This is a genomic window from Edaphobacter acidisoli, from assembly GCF_014642855.1.
Taxonomy (GTDB): domain Bacteria; phylum Acidobacteriota; class Terriglobia; order Terriglobales; family Acidobacteriaceae; genus Edaphobacter; species Edaphobacter acidisoli.
On the sequence record NZ_BMJB01000001.1, the window covers coordinates 1,963,490 to 1,984,670 of the forward strand.

22 protein-coding genes are annotated in these 21,181 nt (G+C 61.6%); 17 read left to right on the top strand and 5 right to left on the bottom strand.

All coding sequences use genetic code 11. From position 1 onward, the window contains the following. The first annotated feature begins 21 nt into the window (after positions 1-21). The gene (locus IEX36_RS07915) at positions 22-1,404 is read left to right on the top strand and encodes a glycoside hydrolase family 28 protein (RefSeq protein WP_188758770.1); all 1,383 of its coding nucleotides are present in this window, start codon (positions 22-24) and stop codon (positions 1,402-1,404) included. A 314-nt stretch (positions 1,405-1,718) separates the two neighbouring features. Here the strand turns inward: IEX36_RS07915 and IEX36_RS07920 are convergent, their stop codons facing one another. Together IEX36_RS07920 and bshC are read right to left on the bottom strand one after the other, a co-directional pair. Next, positions 1,719-2,027, bottom strand: a complete 309-nt coding sequence (locus tag IEX36_RS07920) for a hypothetical protein (RefSeq protein ID WP_188758772.1) — start codon at positions 2,025-2,027, stop codon at positions 1,719-1,721. A 234-nt stretch (positions 2,028-2,261) separates the two neighbouring features. Next, a complete protein-coding gene (bshC, locus tag IEX36_RS07925) occupies positions 2,262-3,884 on the bottom strand; it encodes a bacillithiol biosynthesis cysteine-adding enzyme BshC (protein ID WP_188758774.1) in 1,623 nt (540 codons plus the stop codon). A 230-nt stretch (positions 3,885-4,114) separates the two neighbouring features. Between bshC and IEX36_RS07930 the strand changes: the two genes are divergently transcribed. From IEX36_RS07930 to IEX36_RS07975, 10 genes are all read left to right on the top strand, one after another. Then, positions 4,115-4,738, top strand: a complete 624-nt coding sequence (locus tag IEX36_RS07930) for an NUDIX hydrolase (RefSeq protein WP_188758776.1) — start codon at positions 4,115-4,117, stop codon at positions 4,736-4,738. 291 nt (positions 4,739-5,029) lie between these two features. Further along, positions 5,030-5,248 (top strand): cold shock domain-containing protein, encoded by a 219-nt coding sequence (locus tag IEX36_RS07935; protein ID WP_188758777.1) that lies wholly within the window; start codon positions 5,030-5,032, stop codon positions 5,246-5,248. Positions 5,249-5,350: 102 nt separating this feature from the next. Beyond that, the gene (polX, locus tag IEX36_RS07940) at positions 5,351-7,108 is read left to right on the top strand and encodes a DNA polymerase/3'-5' exonuclease PolX (protein ID WP_188758779.1); all 1,758 of its coding nucleotides are present in this window, start codon (positions 5,351-5,353) and stop codon (positions 7,106-7,108) included. 180 nt (positions 7,109-7,288) lie between these two features. Then, positions 7,289-8,272, top strand: coding sequence for a heme o synthase (gene cyoE / locus IEX36_RS07945; protein ID WP_188758781.1), 984 nt, complete (start codon positions 7,289-7,291; stop codon positions 8,270-8,272). Then, complete coding sequence (locus IEX36_RS07950) at positions 8,272-8,829, top strand: DUF420 domain-containing protein (protein WP_188758783.1); 558 nt, start codon at positions 8,272-8,274, stop codon at positions 8,827-8,829. Before cyoE ends, IEX36_RS07950 begins: the two co-directional genes overlap by 1 nt. 47 nt (positions 8,830-8,876) lie before the next feature. Continuing rightward, on the top strand, positions 8,877-9,101 hold the full coding sequence (locus IEX36_RS07955) for a hypothetical protein (protein WP_188758785.1): 225 nt from the start codon (positions 8,877-8,879) through the stop codon (positions 9,099-9,101). A 742-nt stretch (positions 9,102-9,843) separates the two neighbouring features. Then, on the top strand, positions 9,844-10,311 hold the full coding sequence (locus IEX36_RS07960; RefSeq protein WP_188758787.1) for a single-stranded DNA-binding protein: 468 nt from the start codon (positions 9,844-9,846) through the stop codon (positions 10,309-10,311). Between the two features lie 575 nt (positions 10,312-10,886). Further along, positions 10,887-11,603 carry a cysteine hydrolase family protein gene (locus tag IEX36_RS07965; RefSeq protein WP_188758789.1) on the top strand — a complete coding sequence of 239 codons (717 nt, stop codon included), beginning with the start codon at positions 10,887-10,889 and terminating at the stop codon, positions 11,601-11,603. A gap of 575 nt (positions 11,604-12,178) precedes the next feature. After that, a complete protein-coding gene (locus IEX36_RS07970; protein ID WP_188758791.1) occupies positions 12,179-13,285 on the top strand; it encodes a cystathionine gamma-lyase in 1,107 nt (368 codons plus the stop codon). Continuing rightward, positions 13,282-13,869 carry a hypothetical protein gene (locus IEX36_RS07975; RefSeq protein WP_188758794.1) on the top strand — a complete coding sequence of 196 codons (588 nt, stop codon included), beginning with the start codon at positions 13,282-13,284 and terminating at the stop codon, positions 13,867-13,869. The genes IEX36_RS07970 and IEX36_RS07975 overlap by 4 nt, the downstream gene beginning before the upstream one ends. Here IEX36_RS07975 and rsmD read toward each other — a convergent pair. Next, on the bottom strand, positions 13,844-14,338 hold the full coding sequence (gene rsmD, locus IEX36_RS07980; RefSeq protein WP_229668794.1) for a 16S rRNA (guanine(966)-N(2))-methyltransferase RsmD: 495 nt from the start codon (positions 14,336-14,338) through the stop codon (positions 13,844-13,846). The genes IEX36_RS07975 and rsmD overlap by 26 nt on opposite strands. Before the next feature lie 104 nt (positions 14,339-14,442). Here rsmD and IEX36_RS07985 point away from each other — a divergent pair, with 104 nt between their 5' ends. From IEX36_RS07985 to IEX36_RS07995, 3 genes are all read left to right on the top strand, one after another. Next, on the top strand, positions 14,443-15,546 hold the full coding sequence (locus IEX36_RS07985) for a CBS domain-containing protein (RefSeq protein ID WP_188758802.1): 1,104 nt from the start codon (positions 14,443-14,445) through the stop codon (positions 15,544-15,546). Continuing rightward, on the top strand, positions 15,546-16,433 hold the full coding sequence (gene rsmI / locus IEX36_RS07990; RefSeq protein ID WP_188758803.1) for a 16S rRNA (cytidine(1402)-2'-O)-methyltransferase: 888 nt from the start codon (positions 15,546-15,548) through the stop codon (positions 16,431-16,433). The genes IEX36_RS07985 and rsmI overlap by 1 nt, the downstream gene beginning before the upstream one ends. 62 nt (positions 16,434-16,495) lie before the next feature. Then, positions 16,496-17,056, top strand: coding sequence for a TlpA family protein disulfide reductase (locus IEX36_RS07995; protein ID WP_188758805.1), 561 nt, complete (start codon positions 16,496-16,498; stop codon positions 17,054-17,056). 4 nt (positions 17,057-17,060) lie between these two features. On the opposite strand, the gene IEX36_RS08000 is transcribed toward IEX36_RS07995, so the two are convergent. Then, on the bottom strand, positions 17,061-17,483 hold the full coding sequence (locus IEX36_RS08000) for a hypothetical protein (RefSeq protein WP_308422287.1): 423 nt from the start codon (positions 17,481-17,483) through the stop codon (positions 17,061-17,063). Between the two features lie 89 nt (positions 17,484-17,572). On the opposite strand from IEX36_RS08000, the gene IEX36_RS08005 reads away from it, so the two are divergent. Genes IEX36_RS08005 through IEX36_RS08015 form a run of 3 tightly spaced genes read left to right on the top strand, consistent with a single transcriptional unit; the run spans position 17,573 to position 19,278 of the window. Further along, positions 17,573-18,514, top strand: a complete 942-nt coding sequence (locus tag IEX36_RS08005) for a PLP-dependent cysteine synthase family protein (protein WP_188758807.1) — start codon at positions 17,573-17,575, stop codon at positions 18,512-18,514. Continuing rightward, a complete protein-coding gene (locus tag IEX36_RS08010; protein ID WP_188758809.1) occupies positions 18,514-18,987 on the top strand; it encodes a M67 family metallopeptidase in 474 nt (157 codons plus the stop codon). Before IEX36_RS08005 ends, IEX36_RS08010 begins: the two co-directional genes overlap by 1 nt. Before the next feature lie 3 nt (positions 18,988-18,990). Beyond that, positions 18,991-19,278, top strand: coding sequence for a MoaD/ThiS family protein (locus tag IEX36_RS08015; RefSeq protein ID WP_188758811.1), 288 nt, complete (start codon positions 18,991-18,993; stop codon positions 19,276-19,278). 71 nt (positions 19,279-19,349) lie between these two features. On the opposite strand, the gene IEX36_RS08020 is transcribed toward IEX36_RS08015, so the two are convergent. After that, positions 19,350-21,158 (bottom strand): CRTAC1 family protein, encoded by a 1,809-nt coding sequence (locus IEX36_RS08020; RefSeq protein ID WP_229668795.1) that lies wholly within the window; start codon positions 21,156-21,158, stop codon positions 19,350-19,352. Positions 21,159-21,181: the final 23 nt, after the last annotated feature.

Consider the following 21,181-nt stretch of genomic DNA (forward strand, 5'->3'; position numbering starts at 1 on the left):
GTATGACCACCAAGGAGTCTCATGCGCCACGTCCTCGCCGTCCTCCTCTGCTTCGCAGCCACCCCGCTCATCGCGCCCCTTTCAGCACAGGACACCCGCATCGTCACCGAGCCAGTTGCGCAGCCCCCTTGCGTCACGCTCAAAGCAAGCCTTGCAGCAGGCAAATCCGGCCTCGCCGAAGCCGACGAGCAGAAGCTCGACACCGCCCGCATCCAGAACGCGCTCGACCATTGCGGTCCAGGCCACTCCGTCGTGCTCGCGCCAGACGGCTCCAACAACGCATTCCTCACAGGTCCGATCAATCTGCGCGAAGCCGTCACGCTCCTCATCGACAAAGGCGTCACCCTCTACGCCTCGCGCGACCCAAAGCTCTATGAAATATCACCCGGAAGCTGCGGCATCGTCAGCAAAGATCGCGGCGGCTGCAAGCCACTCATCGCGGTAGACAATGTCAACGGCGCAGCCATCATGGGCGAAGGCACAATCGACGGCCGCGGCGGCTCAAAACTCCTCGGCCAAAACGTCTCCTGGTGGGACCTCGCCGAGCAGGCCCGCACACCCGGCGTCGGCGGTCAGAAATGCCCGCGCCTCATCGTCGCCAACCACGCCGACAACTTCACCCTCTACCGCATCACGCTCAAGAACTCACCCAACTTCCACGTCGTCTACAACCACGGCGACGGCTTCACCGTCTGGGGCATCCGCATCAACACGCCCAAGCGCCTCGCCCGCAACACCGACGGCATCGACCCCGGCGCAGGCTCGCGCAACATCACCATCACCCACAGCTACATCCGCACCGGCGACGACAACGTCGCCATCAAAGGCAGCGCCGGCGGCGTCACCAACATGACCGTCGCCCACAACCACTTCTACTGGGGCCACGGCATGTCCATCGGCTCCGAGACCTACGGCGGCGTCAGCAAGCTCCGCGTCACCGACCTCTCGCTCGACGGCCCCGACTCCGGCATCCGCATCAAGTCCATGGGCTCACGCGGCGGCCTCGTCCACGACATCGTCTACGACGACATCTGCATCCGCGACTCACCCCGCCCCATCGATCTCTCCGCCGCCTACGCGGCCAACGGCCCCGTCGAAGGCAACTCGCCGCCAACATTCGAAGACATCACACTCCACAACGTCCGCGTCACCGGCGGCGGCCGCATCCTCTTCAACGGCTACGACCAAGCCCATCGCGTCGCCGTCCGCCTCGACAACGTCCTCCTCACCGACGCCGCCTCCGCCAAATACACCTACACCATCAACCACGCCGACATCACCCTCGGCCCCGGCCCCGTGAACCTAGCAATCCCCACAGGCACAGACTCCACCCTCACCGGCAAGCCCACCAACGGCAAACCCGAATCCTGCAAAGAAAAATTCGTCCCCTTCCCCGAGGACTAACACAAACCGCTTTGCATGGATGTATCTGTGAGTTGCACTGATGTCCCTATGAATTGTCATCCTTCCGCCAACGGCGGGAGGACCTGCTTTTGCAGTCGTCTTCGCTTGTCATTCTGAGCGCAGCAGCCTGCCCCGAGCGAAACGGTGTGACAGCCGAAACACCAAAGGGCCAAAGGCCCGTCTCATACCAGCCTGGGGCGAACGGGGTCCCCAAAGAGCGTTTTTGCTCTTTGGGGCAGGAAGCCCCAGGTATCAGTCCAATTGAAGAGGAAGGGCTGAAAGCCCGCCTTATAAATTCATCCGCGAAAGCAGCATCAATCCAGATCAAAATCCCTAAGCGGCCGCTCCCCCAGCGGAGTCTCCTTCGCCTTCTTCACCGCCTCGGCAAACTTCTTCGCCAGCACATCTTCCTTGTTCTTCTGCGCCTCAACACTCTGCTGAAAGATTGAATCCCGCCGCGCATCCGCCTCGCGCAGCGCCTTCGCCGCCTCGCCGAAGTCCTCAAACATCTTCTTCTTCGGCGCAGACTTATGCGAAATAATCGCGCGCGACACCGGATCGATCTTCAGCATCCCACCGCAATCCGGACACATCACCTCAAACGGCTGATCGCTCAATCCCATGGCGCACCCCTCACCACCATTTTAGTGCTCAGGCCCGCGAGTTCGCATCCCGAATAGAGGTGTCATCCTGAGCGCAGCGCGCAGCGCGAAGCCGAAGGACCCCGATACAGTTTGAGTCGCCCATTCCTTCGACTCTTTTCTGCCACAAACCCGTTCCTTTGTTTGCGCCCGTGCCCGCAGTGCGCGGAGTCGAAGGTCTTGCGGTTGTCTCCGGCTAGTGCACAATCGGAGCAATCACAGCCGCACAGCCACATGGCTGGGACACTGATTCGCCGCCACACCCACCAGCCGCTCCACCAATCCCTCACCATACCGCGCCAGAAACCACACGCCCGCCACCACGCGCTCCTGCAAATGCCCATCCGGATAAACATTCAGCGTCATCGCATCCGCATGCTTCTTCAGACTCGCGCTCTTCTGCACCTCATGCGTAGCCGCCATCCGCCGCACGCGATTCATCTGATACAGCATCTTCGACCCCGCCACCTCAGCCGACTGCCCCAGCGAAGCATCCATCGACTTCAGATACTCAACCAGAGCGGACAGCTCCTCGTCGAGCGCACTCCCCGCCGCCGAAATCCTGCGCTTCAACTCAATCGGCATCGCCCGCGCGCCCAGCCGCAGCGCCAACTCCTCCGCCGTTGTCATCGCATCCGGAAGCTGCACTTCATCCTTATCCATCACGCTCGCCACCGCAGGTTCCAGCAGCGTCGCGCTCAACCGCGGCAGCACCGCAGTCACGCGCCCCAGCACGGCGCGATACACCACCTGGTTCTGCGCAAAGTAAGCGACCTCCGCCGGCCCGCCTACATAAGCCGCCGTCGGCAACAACGTATCCTGAAACACCGGCCGCAGCAGCGCATTCGGACTAATCCGCTCAGGAGCAGCGTCAAGAATCGCAAGCAACTCCGCAGTCGAATAGCTGCGCCCATTCGCCTTCCACGCACCATCCGCCGCACGCTTCAGCGCCTGCCGCTCACCCGTCGCATCATCCACCAGAAACAGCAGCGAAGCTCCTTCGCCCACCATCACCTGCGCATGATAGCCAGCCAGCACAAGCTCATCGCTGCGCCCAATCAACGCCTGCTGCAACTCCTCCGCGTGCTCAATCGCATAGCGCAGCGTCTTCGCACCCAGCGCATGAAACTCACGCGTCGAGGCATCCATCACCACCAGTCCCTGCTCCGCAAAAATGCGCGCCATCAAGCGACCAAAGGCTAGCGCCAGCGAAGGCCGCGCACCACCCGCCTCGCCATAACACTCGCGCAGCCACTCGCTCACCGGAGCATGACCCAACAACTCCGCCGCCTGCTCCAGCACCGCATCCATCTCCGCGCCCGGAACCACTCCGCCCACTGGAGCATTGTTCGCCTTCAGCCCCGCGCGCAGCGTCTCCACCGAAGTCTTCGTCAGCAACGCAACCTGATCGACCTCATCGAGATCGTGATCTTCCGTCGCCATCCAGAACACCGGCACATGATTCACGCCCGTCTCAGCCGTAGCCGTCTTCGCGCGCGCAATCGCGGTCGCAGCCTTCAGCAACACCATCAGAGGCCCGCCAAACAACACCACCTGCTGCCCCGTCACCACAGCCTGAGCACCCGCACGCAGCTTCCTGATGTTGTCGAACGCAGCCACACCCGCGCCAAACGCCGTGTTCTGCCGCTCCAGCAAGTCAGCAAGTTCGTCCGCGTGACCCACCGCCGAAGCCGACCCCATCCACGTCTTCGAAAACGGCTCCGCGCCGAACCACTGCCGCACCGCCGCATCCCCAGCGCCCGTGCCCATCGCAAGATAATCGCGGAACAGCGCCGAAACGCCCGGAACAACGGTCATCGGATAACACTCAACGCTCATCGCCGCTCGCTTCCTTCATCACATCGAACCTACAAAAAAATGCACTCGAAAACTTCGACCCATATCGAAACATGAGCTTTGCTTAAGGGCATGGCTTCAACCGTGCCGTAAACGCCAATCAGCATGAAGGGGCTTTAGCCCCTGAGGTACATCAGCTTTAACCTTACACACTTATGCATTCGTTGGATGTCTCTCACACAAGCCGCGATGCAGGATGTTACCGTAGCTTTATGGCCGTCAAGAAAAAGAACTCTTCCACACCGATGCCAAAGCCCTCCGCTACCAGCAAAAAGCCCGCACGCAAAGCTAGATTAATCTCCTCGAAGCTCGCCTGGAAAGGCAGAGTCTTCTCCGTCTACTCCGACAAAGTAGAAGAGCCAGGTGATCACATCAACACCCGCGACGTCATCCGTCACAATGGCTCCATCGTCATCCTCGCTGTCGACGAATCAAAGGACCCCCGCGACCCCGAAGTCATCATGGAGCGCCAGTACCGCCACGCCGCCGGACAAATCCTGCTCGAACTTCCCGCCGGTCGCATCGAACCCGGCGAAGCACCGCTCGCCGCGGCCAAGCGCGAGATGATCGAAGAGACCGGCTACCGCGCTAAGCGCTGGACGCACCTCACCAAATACTTCGCCAGCCCCGGCTTCCTCGGCGAATCGATGAGCATCTATCTCGCCCGCGACATCAGCGCAGGCAAAGCGCAGCCCGAAGCCGACGAGCAGATCGAAGTCGTTCGCATCAAGCTCTCCGAGCTGCTCAAGATGATCGCCGCCGACAAAGTCCACGACGGCAAAACCCTCATCGGCGTCCTCTTCTACGACGCTGGCCGACGCAGCGGCAAGTTTTAAAGCAGACTCAAATCAGCATCAGGATCAATATAGAGTCCGCGTGACAAGTGCCGGGCATTCATCCTCTTCGATCAGAAAATCTTTCTCTTCCATGAGAATTTATTCCCGAAGAATCTCGAATAGCTGCACTTGTCCCCCAACCCGATTTAAGAAAAAAGTTGTGCAAAAAAATCCTTCATTCTTCCTGCAACCCGCCGCTCTATCTCCCGCGTCAGAACGGGTTGAACAGCAGAATCCATCCAGCGTTTTTTCTCGCTGTTCGTAATCCGATAGATAAGGGAGTTCGTTCCATTGGCACAGTACAAAGGCATCGTCAAATGGTTCAACAACGCAAAAGGTTATGGCTTCCTCGGCCGTGACGGCGGGGCAGACGTATTCGTCCACTACAGCTCCATCCTGCGCGAAGGATATAAGAGCCTCAAGGAAGGCGATCAGGTCGAGTTCGACATTATCGAGGGCACCAAAGGTCCCCAGGCCGATCAGGTCATGCGCCTTAAGGAGATTGCCTAGCGCCACGCGCAGCCAATTCAAATCCTCCCTGCCTTGAACATCTCTCATAGTGCATACTGGCTCAGTACGCCAGCGGTACCAGCTGCGCGTTGAACAGCCTTTATGGACAACATCACCATCGCCCGCCTGCTCGACGAAACCGCATCTCTACTCGAAATCGACGCAGGCGATCCCTTCCGCATCCGCTCCTACCGTCGCGCCGCCGAGGCAGTCGAGCAGCAAACCACGCAGCTCTCCACACTCGTCGCCGAACCCAAACAGCTCCTCGCCATCGCCGGCATCGGCAAAGGCATGGCCGCCAATATCGTCGAGCTGGTCTCGACCGGCACGATGCCACTGCGCGAAGAGCTCCTGCAGAAATACAAACCCACCATGCTCGAACTGCTGCGTCTCCCCGGCATGGGTCCCAAGACCGTCGCGCTCCTCTGGTCCGCGCTCAGCGTCTCGGACATCGACGCCCTCGAAACCGCCGCCAAAGAAGGCAAGCTCCTCGAGCTCCCGCGCATGGGCCAGAAGTTCACCGACAAGCTCCTCAAAGGCATCGAAGACTACCGCCGCAACTCCAGCCGCTTCCGCATCGACGACGCACGCGAGCACGCCGACCGCATCTCCGCACTCATCCAGACCTTCCCCGGCATCGACGAGATCACCCCCGCCGGCAGTCTCCGCCGCGGCCGCGAGACCGTCGGCGACCTCGACCTGCTCGTCACCGGCCCCGCCTGCGAGCCCAACGTCGTCTCCGCAGCCGTCGAGCACGTCGCCGCGCTCCCGCTCATCGACAAGCTCCTCGCCAAAGGCCAGAACAAAGTCAGCTTCACCCTGCGCAACAATCTTCAAGTCGACGTGCGCCTGCTCCCCCGCGCCAGCTACGGCGCCGCGCTCCAGTACTTCACCGGCTCGAAGATGCACAACGTCGCCCTCCGCCAGCGCGCCATCAAGCGCGGCCTCACGCTCAACGAGTACGCACTCGCCCGCCTCGACGACAACACCATCGTCGCCGCCCGGACCGAGGAAGATATTTATCGCGCCCTCGACCTCGACTACATCCCGCCCGAGCTGCGCGAAAACTCCGGCGAGCTTGAAGCCGCCGCCAACCACACCCTCCCGCAGCTCATCACCCTCACCGACATCCGTGGCGACCTGCACATGCACACCGACGCCACCGACGGCCGCAACACCATCCGCGAGATGGCCGAAGCCGCCCTCGCCCGCGGCCTCAGCTACATCGCCATCACCGACCACAGCAAAAATCTCGCAATGACCAACGGCCTCGACGACACCCGCGCCCTCGCCCACATCCAGCGCATCCGCGCAGTCGACGCCGAGTTGCAATCCGAGCACAAAGGAAAAATCCGCGTCCTCCCCGGCATCGAGGTCGACATCCTCGCCGACGGCTCACTCGACCTCGCCGACGAAACCCTCGCCCAAATGGACATCGTCGTCGCCAGCGTCCACTCGCACTTCGCCCAGCCCATCGAAGAGATGACCCAGCGCGTCCTCCGCGCCATCGAAAACCCCTACGTCCGCATCCTCGGCCATCCCACCGGCCGCAAGGTCCTGGGCCGCGAAGCCATCGCCGTCCACATCGAACAAATCCTCAAGCGCGCATCCGAACTCGGAGTAGCCGTCGAGCACAACGCCGCACCCGCTCGCTCCGACCTGAACGACCTCAACCTCCGCCTCGCCAAACAGCACGGCTGCAAGATCGTCGTCAACACCGACGCCCACACCACCGCCGAGCTCGCCCAAATCAGCTACGGCATCACCCAGCTCCGCCGCGCCTGGCTCACCCCCGCCGACATCCTCAACACCTGCCCCACAGCAAAAGCACTACTCACCAACCTCCGCCCCCGCCCATAACAAACCATCGCCCCAAGCCGTCATCCTGAGCGAAGCGACCGCAGGGAGCGCAGTCGAAGGACCCCGACGACTCCGCAAACCACCCATACCCTCGCTCCCTTTCGACCACAAGACCCTCCTTACCCTCAACATAACCCCACCAAACCCACACCCGACCCGCAAAAGCGTTATCCTTAAACCGTGGCCACCTCCACAACAACCGATCACGCGCTGGCCCAGGCCGACCCGCGTTCAGAGACGCAGGCCCGGCAGCACTCGCTGCTCGCCGACTACGCCACGCTCTTCAAGCTCCGCGTCTCCGCGATGGTCATCATCACCGCCGGAGCCGGCTTCTATCTCGGCAGCCTCCGCAGCGGCATCAGCCCCTTCCACCTCGGTTTGATCGAAGCCCTCGGAGGCATCGCCGTCGTCACCTGCGGCAGCGCCGCCCTCAACCAGGCCCTCGAACGCCGCACGGACAGCCTGATGCGCCGCACCAGCCACCGTCCCATGGCCGCCGGACGCATCTCGCTCACCCACGGCCTCCTGCTCGGATTCGCCGCCGTCTTCCTCGGCTCGCTCTACCTCGCGCTCGCGGTCAACCTGCTCACCGGCACGCTCACGCTGCTCACCGCCATCGGCTACGTCGCCATCTACACGCCGCTCAAGCGTGTCACCACCGTCAACACTTTCATCGGAGCATTCCCCGGAGCGCTCCCTCCACTCATCGGCTGGACCGCCGCTCGCGGCCTCATCGAGTGGCCCGGCGTCGCCCTCTTCGCCATCCTCTTCGTCTGGCAGTTCCCCCACTTCATGGCCATCGGCTGGATGTACCGCGACGACTACTCCCGCGCCGGCATCCGCCTCACCCCCACCCTCACCAACACGCCCTACGCCGCGCAGAGCACCGTCATCCAGTCGCTCTTCTACGCCGCCCTCATGATCCCCGTCAGCCTCTGGCCCTTCGCCCTCGGCACCACCGGATACCCCTACGCCATCGCCGCGACCATCCTCGGCGCAGGCTACCTCTGGTACACCATCCGCTTCGCCCGCATCACCCGCGACCCCATCTCGCCCGCATCGCGCCTCGTCGCCCGCGACCTGCTCCGCGCCTCCGTCATCTACCTGCCGCTACTCATGGCCGCCCTCATGCTCGACGCCAAAGGACGGCTGCTCTTCCGATAATGACCACGCTCTCACCGCAAGCATCGAAGCCCGTCCGCACGCCCGCATCCGTCATCGCCGGAATCATCCTCTTCAGCATCGCCGCCAGCGCGCTCATCTGCTACCTCGTCTACTTCCACGCCCCCACCGACGTCTCCGGCACGCATCTGCGCTCGCTTCCACTCGTCAACGCAATCCTCAACGCCTGCTGCACCACCGCGCTCCTCTTCGGCTACCGCTTCATCCGCACCGGCCGCATCCAGCAGCATCGCCGAGCCATGTTCACGGCCTTCATCTTCTCCAGCATCTTCCTCGCGTCCTACCTCACCAACGACGCCCTGCACGGCGAAACCCACTTCAATCGCCTCAGCGCCTGGTGGCCCTTCTACTGGAAGCTGCTCGCCTCGCACATCATCCTCTCGGTCTTCGCCCTGCCGATGATCCTCATCACCTTCTTCCTCTCGCTCACCGGCCGCTTCCCCGCGCACAAAAAGCTGGCCCGCTACACCTTCCCCATCTGGCTCTACGTCTCACTCACAGGAGTCATCGTCTACATCATGCAGGCAGCCATCCATTGATTCGTTGATTCAGTGATTCATTGACCCGATCGACCAGCACGCCCCCTATGCGACCAGACACCCGCACCCTACTCCGCACCGGCATCGCCATCTTCGGCACAGGCATCCTCGCCGCAGTCCTCACCCTCACGCTCTTCGGCGGAGTCAGCCATCAGGGCCCCCACACCAACTCCGGCTGGCTGGCCCTCATGCTCGCACTAGGTTGCTTACCCACAGGCTTCCTCACCCTGCTCCTCGCCATCTGGAAACTCATCGGCGACTCCCGCCGCTAGGCCGCGTTCATACACGTTGGGCACAAATGCATCGACCTCCCCATGAGCCGTCATCCTGAGCGAAGCCCCTGAGCGAGCCGCAGGCGAGTCGAATGGGGCGAAGTCGAAGGACCCCGCGACCGACTCACTCGCCCATACCGTCCAACCCTTTCAGCCACTCACTCCTCTTGCATCTCCATTCCACACCGCAGCCGGGTGCCCCATCTTCGGCGTGAAGCGCCTAAGGTGGGTTCATTTTCGCGCCAGCGAAAATCCTATGCCGGGTGCCGGCCACTAATCTCCGGGTGCCCATCCATCGCGCTTTTGCGATGGGTGGGATTAAAGTAACTCTCCAGCCACGTCATCTCGACCGAAGCCGCGCAGCGGCGCAGTGGAGAGACCCCTGTATTTTGCCGGGTGCCCCATCCATCGCGGTTTCATGCGATGGGTGGGAATGTACATCGCTGCCGTGGTTGCTCTTGTCGTTGCTTCTGAGATAGGCCCGGACTTCAGTCCGGGCAATACCAGCGGAAGGACACGCGTTTACGCGTGTCGATAAAACGCCACGCCGACAGGCGTCACCGCTCTGCCGAAGGCACGGTTTTAGGAGGCTTTCCACCACCGCTCAAGCCGCCACTAACCCAACCGCAATGGCAATCCCAAACGAACTCGCCACAGAATCGATTGCCGTTCTCAATGTCCCACATCTCCACATCCCTCCATCTGCTATCCTCATCCTTCACCACCACACTGGAGCATCCACATGGCAAAAGGCGTCAACAAAGTCCTTCTTCTCGGCAACGTAGGCAAAGACCCCGAAGTCCGCTCGACCCCCGGCGGCACCCTCGTCGCCAGCTTCTCCCTCGCCACCGCCGACCGCCAGAAGGACCAGCAGGGCAACTGGCAGGACAAGACCGAGTGGCACAATCTCGTCGCCTTCAGCCGCACCGCCGAGATCATCCGCGACTACGTCAAGAAGGGTTCGCAGCTCTACATCGAGGGCAAGATCCAGACCCGCTCCTGGGACGACAAAGAATCCGGTCAGAAAAAATACCGCACCGAGATCCTCATCAACGAGCTCACCCTCCTCGGCAAACCCAGCGAAGGCGGCAGCAGTGGCGGCGGCTACTCCAAATCCAACACGGCCAGCTTCGACCAGCGCACCCCCGCCAGCGAAGCAGCAACGACCTACGCCGACCCCGGCATCACCGACGACGACATCCCCTTCTAACCACACAACACTCCGGGGTAATTCGCGCAAAGTCGGGTGCCCCATCTTCGGCGCGAAGCGCCTAAGGTGGGTTCATTTTCGCGCCAGCGAAAATCCAAAAACCTTACCCCCGCCGCGGAGTGCCAGAGTGAAGAGTTGCCTTTGCTCTTGTCGTTGCTGGTCGCTGTTGTCTTTGTCGTTGTCGTTGTTCCTGAGATAGGCCCGGACTTCAGTCCGGGCAACAACCAGCCACAAAACGCAGGGGCTTCAGCCTCCGGGATACGCCTTTTCTCAACCAAAGCCGGACACGTGTGCCCCAGGTCTCGCTTTTGAGACCTGGGTTAATTCGCGCTCTGCGCGAACCGCTTTTTACTTGCCACCCTCAAGGGATCGCTTTCGCACCACATCTCGCCGTCATTCTGAGCGCATCGGGGTCCCCGGCCAGCTTGCTGGCTGGGGTGGAAGCGAAGAACCCCCGCATTTTGCCTGTGCCAGCACGGACTACAAATCACCCACAGTCTCACCTGTTCTTTGCCGGGAAATCAGCCATAGCGTACACTTCCTCCCACTCCCCACAGAAGCCTCCAGGAGATCTCATGAATCGCCGCACATTGCTGTACTCAGGTATTGCAACCGCCATGACAGCAGCGAGTCGCCCCGTCAACGCGAGCGAAGTTGGCGCTTCAACGAGCGCACCGTTGACTCGTCCGATCGACCTTCGCCGCACCGCCCATCTATGCATCGACCTGCAGAATGGCTTCGTGGAGAAAGGGGCTCCTGTCGAAGTTCCAGCGGCACGAGACATCATCCCCACAGTCAATGCCATCAGCACCGCCATTCGGAAGAGCGAGGCGATTAACATCTTCGTGCAGTTCACCCTTGGGTCCCCCGACGTTCAGAGCTGGTCCAACTGGTTTGCCCGGATGCCGGAAAGCCAACGGCCGCAACAGGAGCGCTTCCTGGAGCGCGGCAGCCACTACCACCAGCTTTGGCCCGACCTCGCCGTGATGCCTGCAGATTTGAAGGTCGAGAAATCGCGCTTCAGCGCCTTCATCCCCGGCGCCTCAGACCTCAACGAACTCCTCAAGAGGCGGGGCCTGAACACACTCATCATCACCGGCACCCTCACGAACGTATGTTGCGAGTCCACCGCCCGTGACGCCATGCAGATGAACTACCGCGTCATCTTTATTGAGGACGCCACGGCAGCGCGGACACCCGCAGAGCACAATGCCGCAATTGCCAACATGCGTAGCACCTTCGGCGAGGTGTTGACCGCCAAACATCTCATCGCTAACCTCCATGCATCGTAAGCCGCTGCATGGCACAACTTCAGCACTGAGACAAACAGCCGTCATTCTGACCCTGAGTGAACCGAAGGGGAAGAACCCCCGCATTTTTTCGAACCACCGCGAAACAACCTCTTGCCAAGACCCTCGCACAAACAAGTCCCCAAGGCCAAAGGCCCGACTCATACCAGCCGGGCGAACGGGGTCCCCAAAGAGCATTTTTGCTCTTTGGGGCAGGAAGCCCCAGGTCCCCAGCCAGGAAAACCCAGAGGGCTGAAAGCCCGACTCATAGATGCTCCCACCACCACAACAAACCACTTCAACCCAAACACTTACAGAATTAACCCACAAAAACACCAGCAAAATCACATGTCAAGCCCCCAAACCCCATAAACCACTGATCTGAAACAACTTCCAATTGGCGGTTGAGTTTCCCCAAACCCGCTATCATAGAAGAAGGTACAAAAAACAGAGAACACAACATCAATCAAACGAATACTTTACCCATAAAGCACCCAAAATCAAGACTTTGCATTTAAATCACACGCTACACCACTGATAAAAATAGACTTAGCGAAAAAAGTAGGGGGAGGGGGTCCATGAACGAAACCACCCGAATCGTCCGCTCCACACTCACCGCAGCCGAGCCCGGCAAGCCCCTCCACTCCGGCCCCGTCTTCGCCGCCCCCTACCACGCTCCCGGCGACCCCACCGGCATCCCCTACACCTACGCCCGCTCCCACAACCCCACCTGGACCGACCTCGAGCGCACCATCTCCGACCTCGAAACCGGCTCCGCCCTCGTCTTCGCCTCCGGCATGGCCGCCTGCACCGCCGTCTTCGGCTCCATCCTCCGCCCCGGCGACGTCGCCGTCCTCCCCGCCAACGCCTACTACGCCGCCCGCGTCCTCGCCCAGGACTACTTCTCGAAGATGGGCGTCACCATCCGCACCGCCCCCACCGCCGGCAACGCCCAGCGGGCCCTCCTCGAAGGCGCACGCCTCCTCTGGATCGAGACCCCCAGCAACCCCACCATGGAGATCGCCGACATCGCCCAGCTCGCCGAAGACGCCCACCGCGCCGGAGCCCTGGTCGCCGTCGACAACACCACCCCCACCCCGCTCGGCCAGCTCCCCCTCGCCCTCGGCGCCGACCTCTCCGTCGCCTCCGACACCAAGGCCATGACCGGCCACAGCGACCTCCTCCTCGGCCACGTCGCCACCCGCAGCCCCGAGCTCCACGCCCAGCTCGACCACTGGCGCACCCTCACCGGAGCCGTCCTCGGCCCCATGGAGGCCTGGCTCGCCCACCGCTCCATCGCCACCCTGCCCCTGCGCCTCGAGCGCGCCTGCTCCAACGCCCAGCGCATCGCCGAGTTCCTCACCACCCGCCCCGAAGTCACCGAAGTCCTCTACCCCGGCCTGCCCACGCACCCCGGCCACGAGGTCGCCCGCAAGCAGATGCGCTACTTCGGCCCAGTCGTCAGCTTCACCCTCCGCGACAAACCCGCCGCCGAAACCTTCCTCCGCACCGCCCAACTCATCACCGACGCCACCAGCTTCGGCGGCATCACCACCACCGCCGAGCGCCGCGCCCGTTGGGGAGGCGACGCCATCCCCGAAGGCTTCATCCGCCTCTCCGCCGGCTGCGAAGACATCCACGACCTCCTCGCCGACATCACCCACGCCCTCGAGGCCACCCGATGACGGAGGCCTTCCCCCAAAGCTGGACCGCCGAGATCCTCACCAAACCACCCCTCATCGCTCCCGCCCGCCACTTCACCTACCCGCACCAGATCGCCGGAGAAGAAGACGCCCTCGCCCGAGGCGCCCTCCAACTCCTCGTGCACCCCGCAGCCGGGGGGACGTTCCTCGCCACCTGCGCCCTCGGCTTCACTGACCCGAACGTCCCCACCGGCATCCACGCCTGCCCCAACCCGCACGAGCTCTGCGCCGTCGCCGGGGGCTACGCCTACATCCTCGACACCGCGCACCCCGACCGCTCCACCCACATCCCGCAGAAGCCAGTCGTCGAGGTCCGCCCGCTACCCACACACGGCCTGCTCCTCTTCATCGGATTCCACACCATCGTCGCCTGGGGAGACCACGACCAGGCCTGGCACTCCGCCCGCCTCACCTGGGAAGGCCTCCGCATCACCACCATCGAAGCCGACACCCTCCACGGCCTCGGCTGGAACATGTTCACCGACAAGGAAGTCCCATTCACCCTCGACCTCCGCACCGGCACACACGAGGGCGGCGGCTTCACTCCCCCAGCGCAAAGAAGCTAAGCGCCGCATCGCCCTGCTTCACCACCCGCGTCTGCACCAGCGCCCCGTACCGCTCCGCCAGCCGAACCTTGCTCCCATGCTCCGCAACCACCACCCCACCCGGAGCGAGCAAGTCGCGCGAACCCAGAAACTCCAGCGTCCCCGCATACTCCGCCGCCGCCTCATACGGCGGATCGAGAAAGACCACATCCACTGGCCCACTCAACCGCTCCAGCAGCACCCGCACGCCACGCGCCTCCAGCGTAAAGCCCCGCTCCACCTTAAGCGCCGCAAGATTTGCCCTGATTGTCGCCACCGCAGGAGCAGCCTTCTCGGCAAACCAGACGTGCCCCGCCCCGCGGCTCAGCGCCTCAATCCCAACCGCGCCCGTGCCCGCATACAGATCAACGAACCTGCACCCCTCAATCCGCGGAGCGAGGATGTTGAACAATGTCCCGCGCAGCTTATCGCTGGTCGGCCGCGTCGCCATCCCTCGCGGAGCAGCGAGTTGCCGCGATCGAAAAGTCCCCGCAATCACACGCATCCTTCGATGGTAAGCGATGCCGGATGGCCCGAGCGCATACAATAAAGCCCATGCGTGGGTGGTCGTTTCCGTTAGGTAAGTTCTTCGGCGTGGATGTCCGCATCCACACCTTCTTTCTTCTTTTGCTGCTCGTAGCCATCAGCTACGGCTCGGCCTTCGGCTCAACCGGAGGACGCGGCTTCGTGCTCTGGCTCACTCTGCTCGCCGCCGTCATCATCCGCGAGGTCGCCCGCGCCGTTGCAACTCTCTGGAACGGACTTGAGCTCCGCAGCGTCCTGCTGCTCCCAACAGGCGGCCTGTTCACCTACTCTCCGGAATCCACTGAGCGGGCTGCAACACCAGAAATGCAGAAGCGCATGGCGCTCGTCGGCCCCATCGCAAACTTCGTCGCCGGTCTGCTGCTGGCCGCGCTTGTCCTGACCATCTCGCCCGGGATTAACCCGCTCGAAAAGCCTTGGATCACGCCTGCTCATCTGCTCCGCTCTGCCATCTGGATGAACCTTTTGCTCGGCGCAGTAAACCTCTTGCCCGCTTCGCCACTCGACGGCGGTCGCGTCTTTCGCGGCGAGTTTGCTAAGGCGCACGGCGCAATCAAAGGCCTGCGCGCTGCCACCGGGCTCGGCCAGCTCATCTCCATCGCCATGATCATCGCCGGCCTGCTCCTGCCGAACATGTGGCTGGTGATGCTCGGCGCCTTCGTCATGATCGGCGCGCACCTCGAAGACCAGGGGCTTCTCCTTCAGGCAGATGCCGACACCGTGCGGATGCGCGACGTGATGCTGACGCAGTTCACCACGCTCTCTGCCTCCGACACACTCGAAGAGGCACTCCAGCGCTCCGTCCACACCCTGCAGGACGTCTTCCCCGTCGTGCGCGGCGCGAACCTCGTCGGCGCCGTCTCGCGGCAAGGCATCGTCGAAGCGCTGCATGCGGAGGGCAATGGCTACATTCAGGGCGTGATGACGCGCTCGTTCCAGACAGCCGGGCCCGATGACTCGCTCGTCAAGACATTGCGTCGCATCATGGGCGGGCAAGGCGCGCAGATGGTGCCCGTGCTCGAAGGCGATCGCATCGTCGGCATCATCACTCCACAAAACCTGGCCCACTCCATGGGCATGCTCAACCAGCGCCGCCGGATACGGCCGCAGGAATAATGCCCAGCGAACCAGCCACCATCCGCAAGCGCGAAGCGCAGCCACTCGCGCCTGGCCTGTATCTGGTAGCCACTCCCATCGGCAACCTGGAGGACATCACACTTCGCGCGCTACGTGTGCTCGAAAGCGTGGACCGCATCGCCTGCGAGGACACGCGCCAGACCCAGAAGCTGCTCAACCACTTCAGCATCGCAACGCCCACCATCAGCTACCACATGCACAACGAAGGCCCGCGCGCGGAAGAACTAACTGCAGAGCTGAAGCAAGGCGCGCGCATCGCGCTGGTCAGCGACGCAGGAACACCGGGCATCTCAGATCCCGGTGTCGAACTGGTCGCAGCAGCCGTCGCCGCAGGTATCGCTGTCTTTCCCATTCCAGGAGCAAACGCGGCCATCAGCGCCCTCATAGCCAGCGGCCTCTCCACCGAACGCTTCATCTTCCACGGCTTTCTTCCCGCAAAAGCAGGCCAGCGAAAGACCGCGCTCGAACAGTTTCCTCGCAATGGCGCAACGCACATCTTCTACGAAGCACCACATCGCATCGCTGAGACGCTCAGCGATATCGAAGCGGTCTTTGGAGCAGACCAGCACGTCGTCCTCGCGCGCGAACTGACCAAGCTACATGAAGAGTTCCTGCGCGGCCAAGTCAGCAAGTTGCGTGCAGAACTCAACGCCCGCCCAGCAATTCGCGGAGAGATGGTCCTGCTGTTTTCTCCGAGCCCTGGAGAGAAGACTCACAAACAAAGCATCACCGCAGAAGTGTCAGCGCTCATGCACTCCGAAGGCATCGACGAAAAGGACGCGCTCAAGCGGATCGCCCGCGAGCGCGGCATCGGCAAAAGCGAAGCCTACCGCGAGCTACAACGTGAACAAAATCGCCTCCGCTAAGCCAATCGGACCGTTGGCAGTCTGTTTTATATAAGCTTATAAGCGCCCGAGGTTACACGACAGTGCGAAAAGCTCTGAAGCTCATAGCGGTTGGCCTCATTTCGCTGGCGGTCCTGGCAGTTTGTGGTGGCTTGATTTTTTTCAAATTAGTTCAGCACCGAATCGCCGTCAATATGAGGCCTCCCAATCTCCAACGACAGCCGGAAGCCGCCAGCGATCTTATCTATCGCACGCTCGACGGAGAACAGCAGCATCTTGCCGCAACAAAAGGGCAGGTGGTCTTTCTCGACCTTTGGGGAACATGGTGCATTCAGTGCGTCGCAGAAATGCCCACGGTTCAGAAGCTCTATGACCATTACAAGGACGATCCACAGGTAAAGTTTCTCATCGTCTCTCGGATGGATTCGCCTTTTGCCGTGCGCTCCTACGCCCGCCGCAATCATCTTCATCTTCCGTTCTACGTCACGGAGGACGAAGATATTCCCCAATCCATGCGACTCAACCAATACCCGTCCACATTCATCTATGCGAAAGACGGAACCTTGGTTTCAAAGCACGCTGGCGCTGCCGACTGGTCTGATCCCTCAGTGTTCAGGTTTATCGACCAACTAAAAGACCAATGATGGCCTACTCGCGGCCTTTCACGCGGTCGTAGTTGTACACGTCGCTGGTCGTGCCGAGTGCCTGGTTGTACAAGCTCGTCGCCCCGGCGGCTTCATTCAGCTCTTCCGAGAATTCGTGCAGGGCCCGCAGATGATCCGCCGTGGCAGGAATCTCCACCTTGCTGGTCTTCAGAAACTTCTGATAGCCCCGGTCGAGCAACCTTGAAATCTCGCCACCGAGCACAAAGCCCGGCCGCACCAGCATCACAACCGTGCCGTCAGGAGCCGCCGCAATCTCCGCCGCGCAGCCGTATTTGCGCACCTGAAAGGCATTCGGCGTGCGCTTTGCACCCTCCTGCGCCGGTGCAACATCGAATCGTTGACTGCCAAGAAGCGAAAGGACATCGTTGAATGTGCGATGAGAAGACTTTTTAGCCATGAGTGCCATACGTTAGACTTATTAATAACTGTCGCATATTGGCCGCAAGGCTTCAATCCGGCGTGGCCGGACACCGCATCAGCGAGAACCAAAACCGAATGATTACATCCGCCAAAACGCTCGGCACCAGTATTCTCGAACGCATCGGCAACACGCCCTTGGTGCGCATCGAGCGGCTCGCCTCTCACCTGCCCGGCATCCAGATTCTCGGCAAGGCGGAGTGGGCGAACCCAGGCGGCTCCGTCAAAGACCGCGCCGCCTCGGCCATCGTCACCGATGCGCAGAAGCGCGGCCTGCTCAGCAAAACGCGCGGCCTGCTCGACGCGACCAGCGGCAACACCGGCATCGCCTACGCCATGCTGGGAGCCGCGCTGGGATTCCCAGTCACTCTCTGCATGCCATCGAATGTCTCGCCGGAGCGCAAGCGCTATCTCGCAGCCTATGGGGCGGAGATCATCTGGACCGACCCCGCAGACGGTTCCGACGGCGCCATCCGCAAAGCGCGCGCGATGATCGCCGAGCAACCCGATCGCTACTTCTACGCCGACCAGTACTCCAACGAAGAAAACTGGCGCGCCCACTACCGCACCACCGCCAATGAGATCTGGGAACAGACCGAAGGCCAGATTACGCACTTCGTCGCTGGCCTGGGCACCAGCGGCACCTTCATTGGCACCACGCGGCGGCTCCGCGAGCTGAACCCCAACATCCGTTGCATCTCCATGCAGCCCGACTCGCCCTTCAACGGCCTTGAAGGCCTGAAGCACATGCCGACGGCTATCGTGCCGCGCATCTACGATGCCTCGCTTGCCGACGAAAACATTGAGATGTCCACCGAGCTCGCATACAAAACGGTCAAGAGCCTCGCACGCAATCAAGGGCTGCTGGTCGGCATCTCGGCTGCCGCTGCTGTCGCCACATCGCTGCAAGTCGCCGAGCGCGAAGCAGCCGCAGGGCGCGAAGCCGTCATCGTCACCATTCTGTGCGACTCCGCGGAGAAGTACATGAGCGAACGATTCTGGCAGGAGGAGCAGGCATAATGCTGCGCATCAGCTACGCGGACTACGAAGCCCTGCGCGCGCACGGCGAAGAGACCTACCCCTACGAGTGCTGCGGCGTCCTGCTCGGCAAGAGCGTACCCGGCGAAGGCAATCACGTAAAACAGATTGTCCGCGCGGGCAACACCCGCACCGACTCAGCGCACAACCGCTATAACATCGCCCCGCAGGAGTTGGTGAAGATTCAACGCCAGGCACGCGGACTTGGCCTCGACATCGTAGGCTTCTACCACTCGCACCCGGACCATCCTGCGCAGTGGTCAAAGACCGACTTCGCCGAAGCGCACTGGCTCGGCTGCTCGTACATCATCACCGCGGTAGAAAAGGGCAAAGCCGCCGTCACCAACTCGTTCCTGCTCACCGGCACGGAAGAGGACAACAAGAACTTTGAAGATGAAGCAATCCAGATCGACATGCCCGCAGGCGCGGCCAGCGGCACATCCACAGAAAGGTAAGGCATGAACATCCACATCCCTACACCGTTGCGCACCTACACCGGCGGCCTTGAGACCGTCAGCGTTCCCGGCGCGACTGTCACCGCTGTCTTCGAGGGGCTCACCCAGAAGTACCCCGACCTGAAGCAGCATCTCTTCACCGCCGACGGCAAGCTGCGCTCCTTCGTCAACGTCTACCTCAACGACGACGACATCCGCTACCTCGCAGACAAGGAAGCCTCACCCGTCAAGGACTCCGACGAGCTCACCATCATCCCCTCCATCGCCGGCGGCTCCGCCTGTTGTTGCTAACTCCCCCTGATAAAACTTGACTCGAGCGCCTGCGCCATCATCGCTGCAGAGCAGACACGCCTAGCCGTCTTCTACGGATGGCTTGCGGCCTTGTGCGGCGTGAAGACGATCGGCTGCGCCGACACAATTCCCTTGCCTTCTTCAACCGTCAGAAACTGGTCCGGCTTGATGTTCGCAATCGAATCGCGATGGCCGCTGGGCCACACGATGTCCAGCCGCGCCGTCGTTCCATCTTCGGGCTTGCCCAACCCGAAGGTCAGCGGCAGCTCACTCTGCGATAGATAACTCGACCCGCTCTTCACCAGCGCAAACTGGCGAAGGCCCTTGCTGGTCGTCAGCGTCACCTTCGCGCCGATGCCATCGCGGTTCGACCGCGTGCCCACCAGCTTCACGCGCAACATGTCGTTCTTGTTGCCGTTGTCATTGCGAAACAAGTGTGCCGGACCGTTGCTTGAGGTCACGATCACATCGAGATCGCCATCGAGATCAATGTCCGCATAGGCCGCACCACGAGCCACCATGCGCCGGCGCAAGTCCGGCCCAACGCGGCCAGTAACATCCTCAAACCGTCCATGCCCAAGATTGTGAAACAACAGCGGCTGCTCAGCATAGCTAAGCGAAGGCTGCGTCACACTGATGTCATCCGCCACATGGCCGTTCGCAGCGAAGATATCGAGCAGGCCATCGAGGTCATAGTCGAAGAAGAACGTGCCGAACGTCAGCGACCGCAACGAAGCCGTCGCAATACCAGAGGTCAGCGAAGCATCGCGGAACAACCCGCCGCCTTCGTTGTGGTACAGCGCCATGCCTTCGTTGGTGAAGTTGCCAACCAGCAGCCCCTGCCGTCCTGAGTGGTCGTAGTCTCCAGCATCCACGCCCATGCCGGCGCGCGTCGCGCCAGACTCACCATACGCCACACCCGCCGCCACACCCATATCGGTAAACGTGCCGTCATGGTTATTGCGATAGAGCTTGTCGGGCTGGGTATCATTAGCAACGAACAGATCCATCCAGCCGTCATTGTCAAAGTCCAGCATCGCAATGCCAAGCGACTTGCTCGTCGGGTCGTATAGCCCAGCCTTCTTCGTTACGTCTTCAAAGACACCGTGGCCAAGGTTGTGAAAGAGCGTCACGCTCTGGCCCTTGTAAGCATTCGGCGTGCAGTACGATTTGCTCTTCCCATCCAGCGAGCAGAACTGGTCCGTCGCCTCCGACCAATTCACATAGTGCGAGACAAACAGATCGAGCTTGCCATCGTTGTCGTAATCAAACCAGATCGCGCTGGTCGAAAACCCAGGGTCGCTCACCTTCGCCTTCGCCGTCACATCGGCAAACTTGCCGTTGCCCAGGTTGCGGAATAGATGGTTCCGGCCTACCGCCGTGATGTAGATATCGTCATAGCCGTCATTGTCGAAGTCCCCGACGGCGCAGCCCATGCCATACATCTCAACGCCGAGCCCAGCCTGACGGGTCACATCGGTAAAGGTGCCATCGCCGTTGTTGTGGTAAAGCGCCGGGTAGGAGTGGCGCGTCTTGTGATCCGGCCAGTCCGTCGAGTTGACCAGCAGGATGTCCTGATAACCATCCTTGTCATAGTCGATAAAACAGACACCGCTGCCCATCGTCTCCGGCAGATATTTCTTTCCAAACGCGCCGCTATTGTGGCGAAAGCGAATTCCTGCCTGCTCGGTAATATCGGTAAACGTGACCGGGCCGGATGGCCGCACATCCACGGGTGTTTGCGCTGAAGCAATCGGCGCCGCGGGATGCTGCGCAGTTGTAGCCGCAGCATTCGGACGCGAAGCGCTCTTCTTCCTGCACCCAGCACAGGCAACCAGCAACAAGAAGCAACAGGCAAACTGCATCCGGCGCATCGTCATCTTCGCTCTCATCCGTCCTATTA

What these genes read in the sequence shown, in the direction of transcription:
- IEX36_RS07970 (WP_188758791.1), top strand. Translation starts at nt 12,179, where the DNA reads ATGAACGAAACCACCCGAATCGTCCGCTCCACACTCACCGCAGCCGAG.
- IEX36_RS07950 (WP_188758783.1), top strand. Translation starts at nt 8,272, where the DNA reads ATGACCACGCTCTCACCGCAAGCATCGAAGCCCGTCCGCACGCCCGCA.
- IEX36_RS07965 (WP_188758789.1), top strand. Translation starts at nt 10,887, where the DNA reads ATGAATCGCCGCACATTGCTGTACTCAGGTATTGCAACCGCCATGACA.
- IEX36_RS07915 (WP_188758770.1), top strand. Translation starts at nt 22, where the DNA reads ATGCGCCACGTCCTCGCCGTCCTCCTCTGCTTCGCAGCCACCCCGCTC.
- bshC (WP_188758774.1), bottom strand. Translation starts at nt 3,884, where the DNA reads ATGAGCGTTGAGTGTTATCCGATGACCGTTGTTCCGGGCGTTTCGGCG.
- IEX36_RS07930 (WP_188758776.1), top strand. Translation starts at nt 4,115, where the DNA reads ATGGCCGTCAAGAAAAAGAACTCTTCCACACCGATGCCAAAGCCCTCC.
- IEX36_RS07955 (WP_188758785.1), top strand. Translation starts at nt 8,877, where the DNA reads ATGCGACCAGACACCCGCACCCTACTCCGCACCGGCATCGCCATCTTC.
- rsmD (WP_229668794.1), bottom strand. Translation starts at nt 14,338, where the DNA reads ATGGCGACGCGGCCGACCAGCGATAAGCTGCGCGGGACATTGTTCAAC.
- rsmI (WP_188758803.1), top strand. Translation starts at nt 15,546, where the DNA reads ATGCCCAGCGAACCAGCCACCATCCGCAAGCGCGAAGCGCAGCCACTC.
- polX (WP_188758779.1), top strand. Translation starts at nt 5,351, where the DNA reads ATGGACAACATCACCATCGCCCGCCTGCTCGACGAAACCGCATCTCTA.
- IEX36_RS08005 (WP_188758807.1), top strand. Translation starts at nt 17,573, where the DNA reads ATGATTACATCCGCCAAAACGCTCGGCACCAGTATTCTCGAACGCATC.
- IEX36_RS07960 (WP_188758787.1), top strand. Translation starts at nt 9,844, where the DNA reads ATGGCAAAAGGCGTCAACAAAGTCCTTCTTCTCGGCAACGTAGGCAAA.
- IEX36_RS08015 (WP_188758811.1), top strand. Translation starts at nt 18,991, where the DNA reads ATGAACATCCACATCCCTACACCGTTGCGCACCTACACCGGCGGCCTT.
- IEX36_RS07985 (WP_188758802.1), top strand. Translation starts at nt 14,443, where the DNA reads ATGCGTGGGTGGTCGTTTCCGTTAGGTAAGTTCTTCGGCGTGGATGTC.
- IEX36_RS07920 (WP_188758772.1), bottom strand. Translation starts at nt 2,027, where the DNA reads ATGGGATTGAGCGATCAGCCGTTTGAGGTGATGTGTCCGGATTGCGGT.
- IEX36_RS08000 (WP_308422287.1), bottom strand. Translation starts at nt 17,483, where the DNA reads ATGGCACTCATGGCTAAAAAGTCTTCTCATCGCACATTCAACGATGTC.
- IEX36_RS08010 (WP_188758809.1), top strand. Translation starts at nt 18,514, where the DNA reads ATGCTGCGCATCAGCTACGCGGACTACGAAGCCCTGCGCGCGCACGGC.
- IEX36_RS08020 (WP_229668795.1), bottom strand. Translation starts at nt 21,158, where the DNA reads ATGACGATGCGCCGGATGCAGTTTGCCTGTTGCTTCTTGTTGCTGGTT.
- IEX36_RS07975 (WP_188758794.1), top strand. Translation starts at nt 13,282, where the DNA reads ATGACGGAGGCCTTCCCCCAAAGCTGGACCGCCGAGATCCTCACCAAA.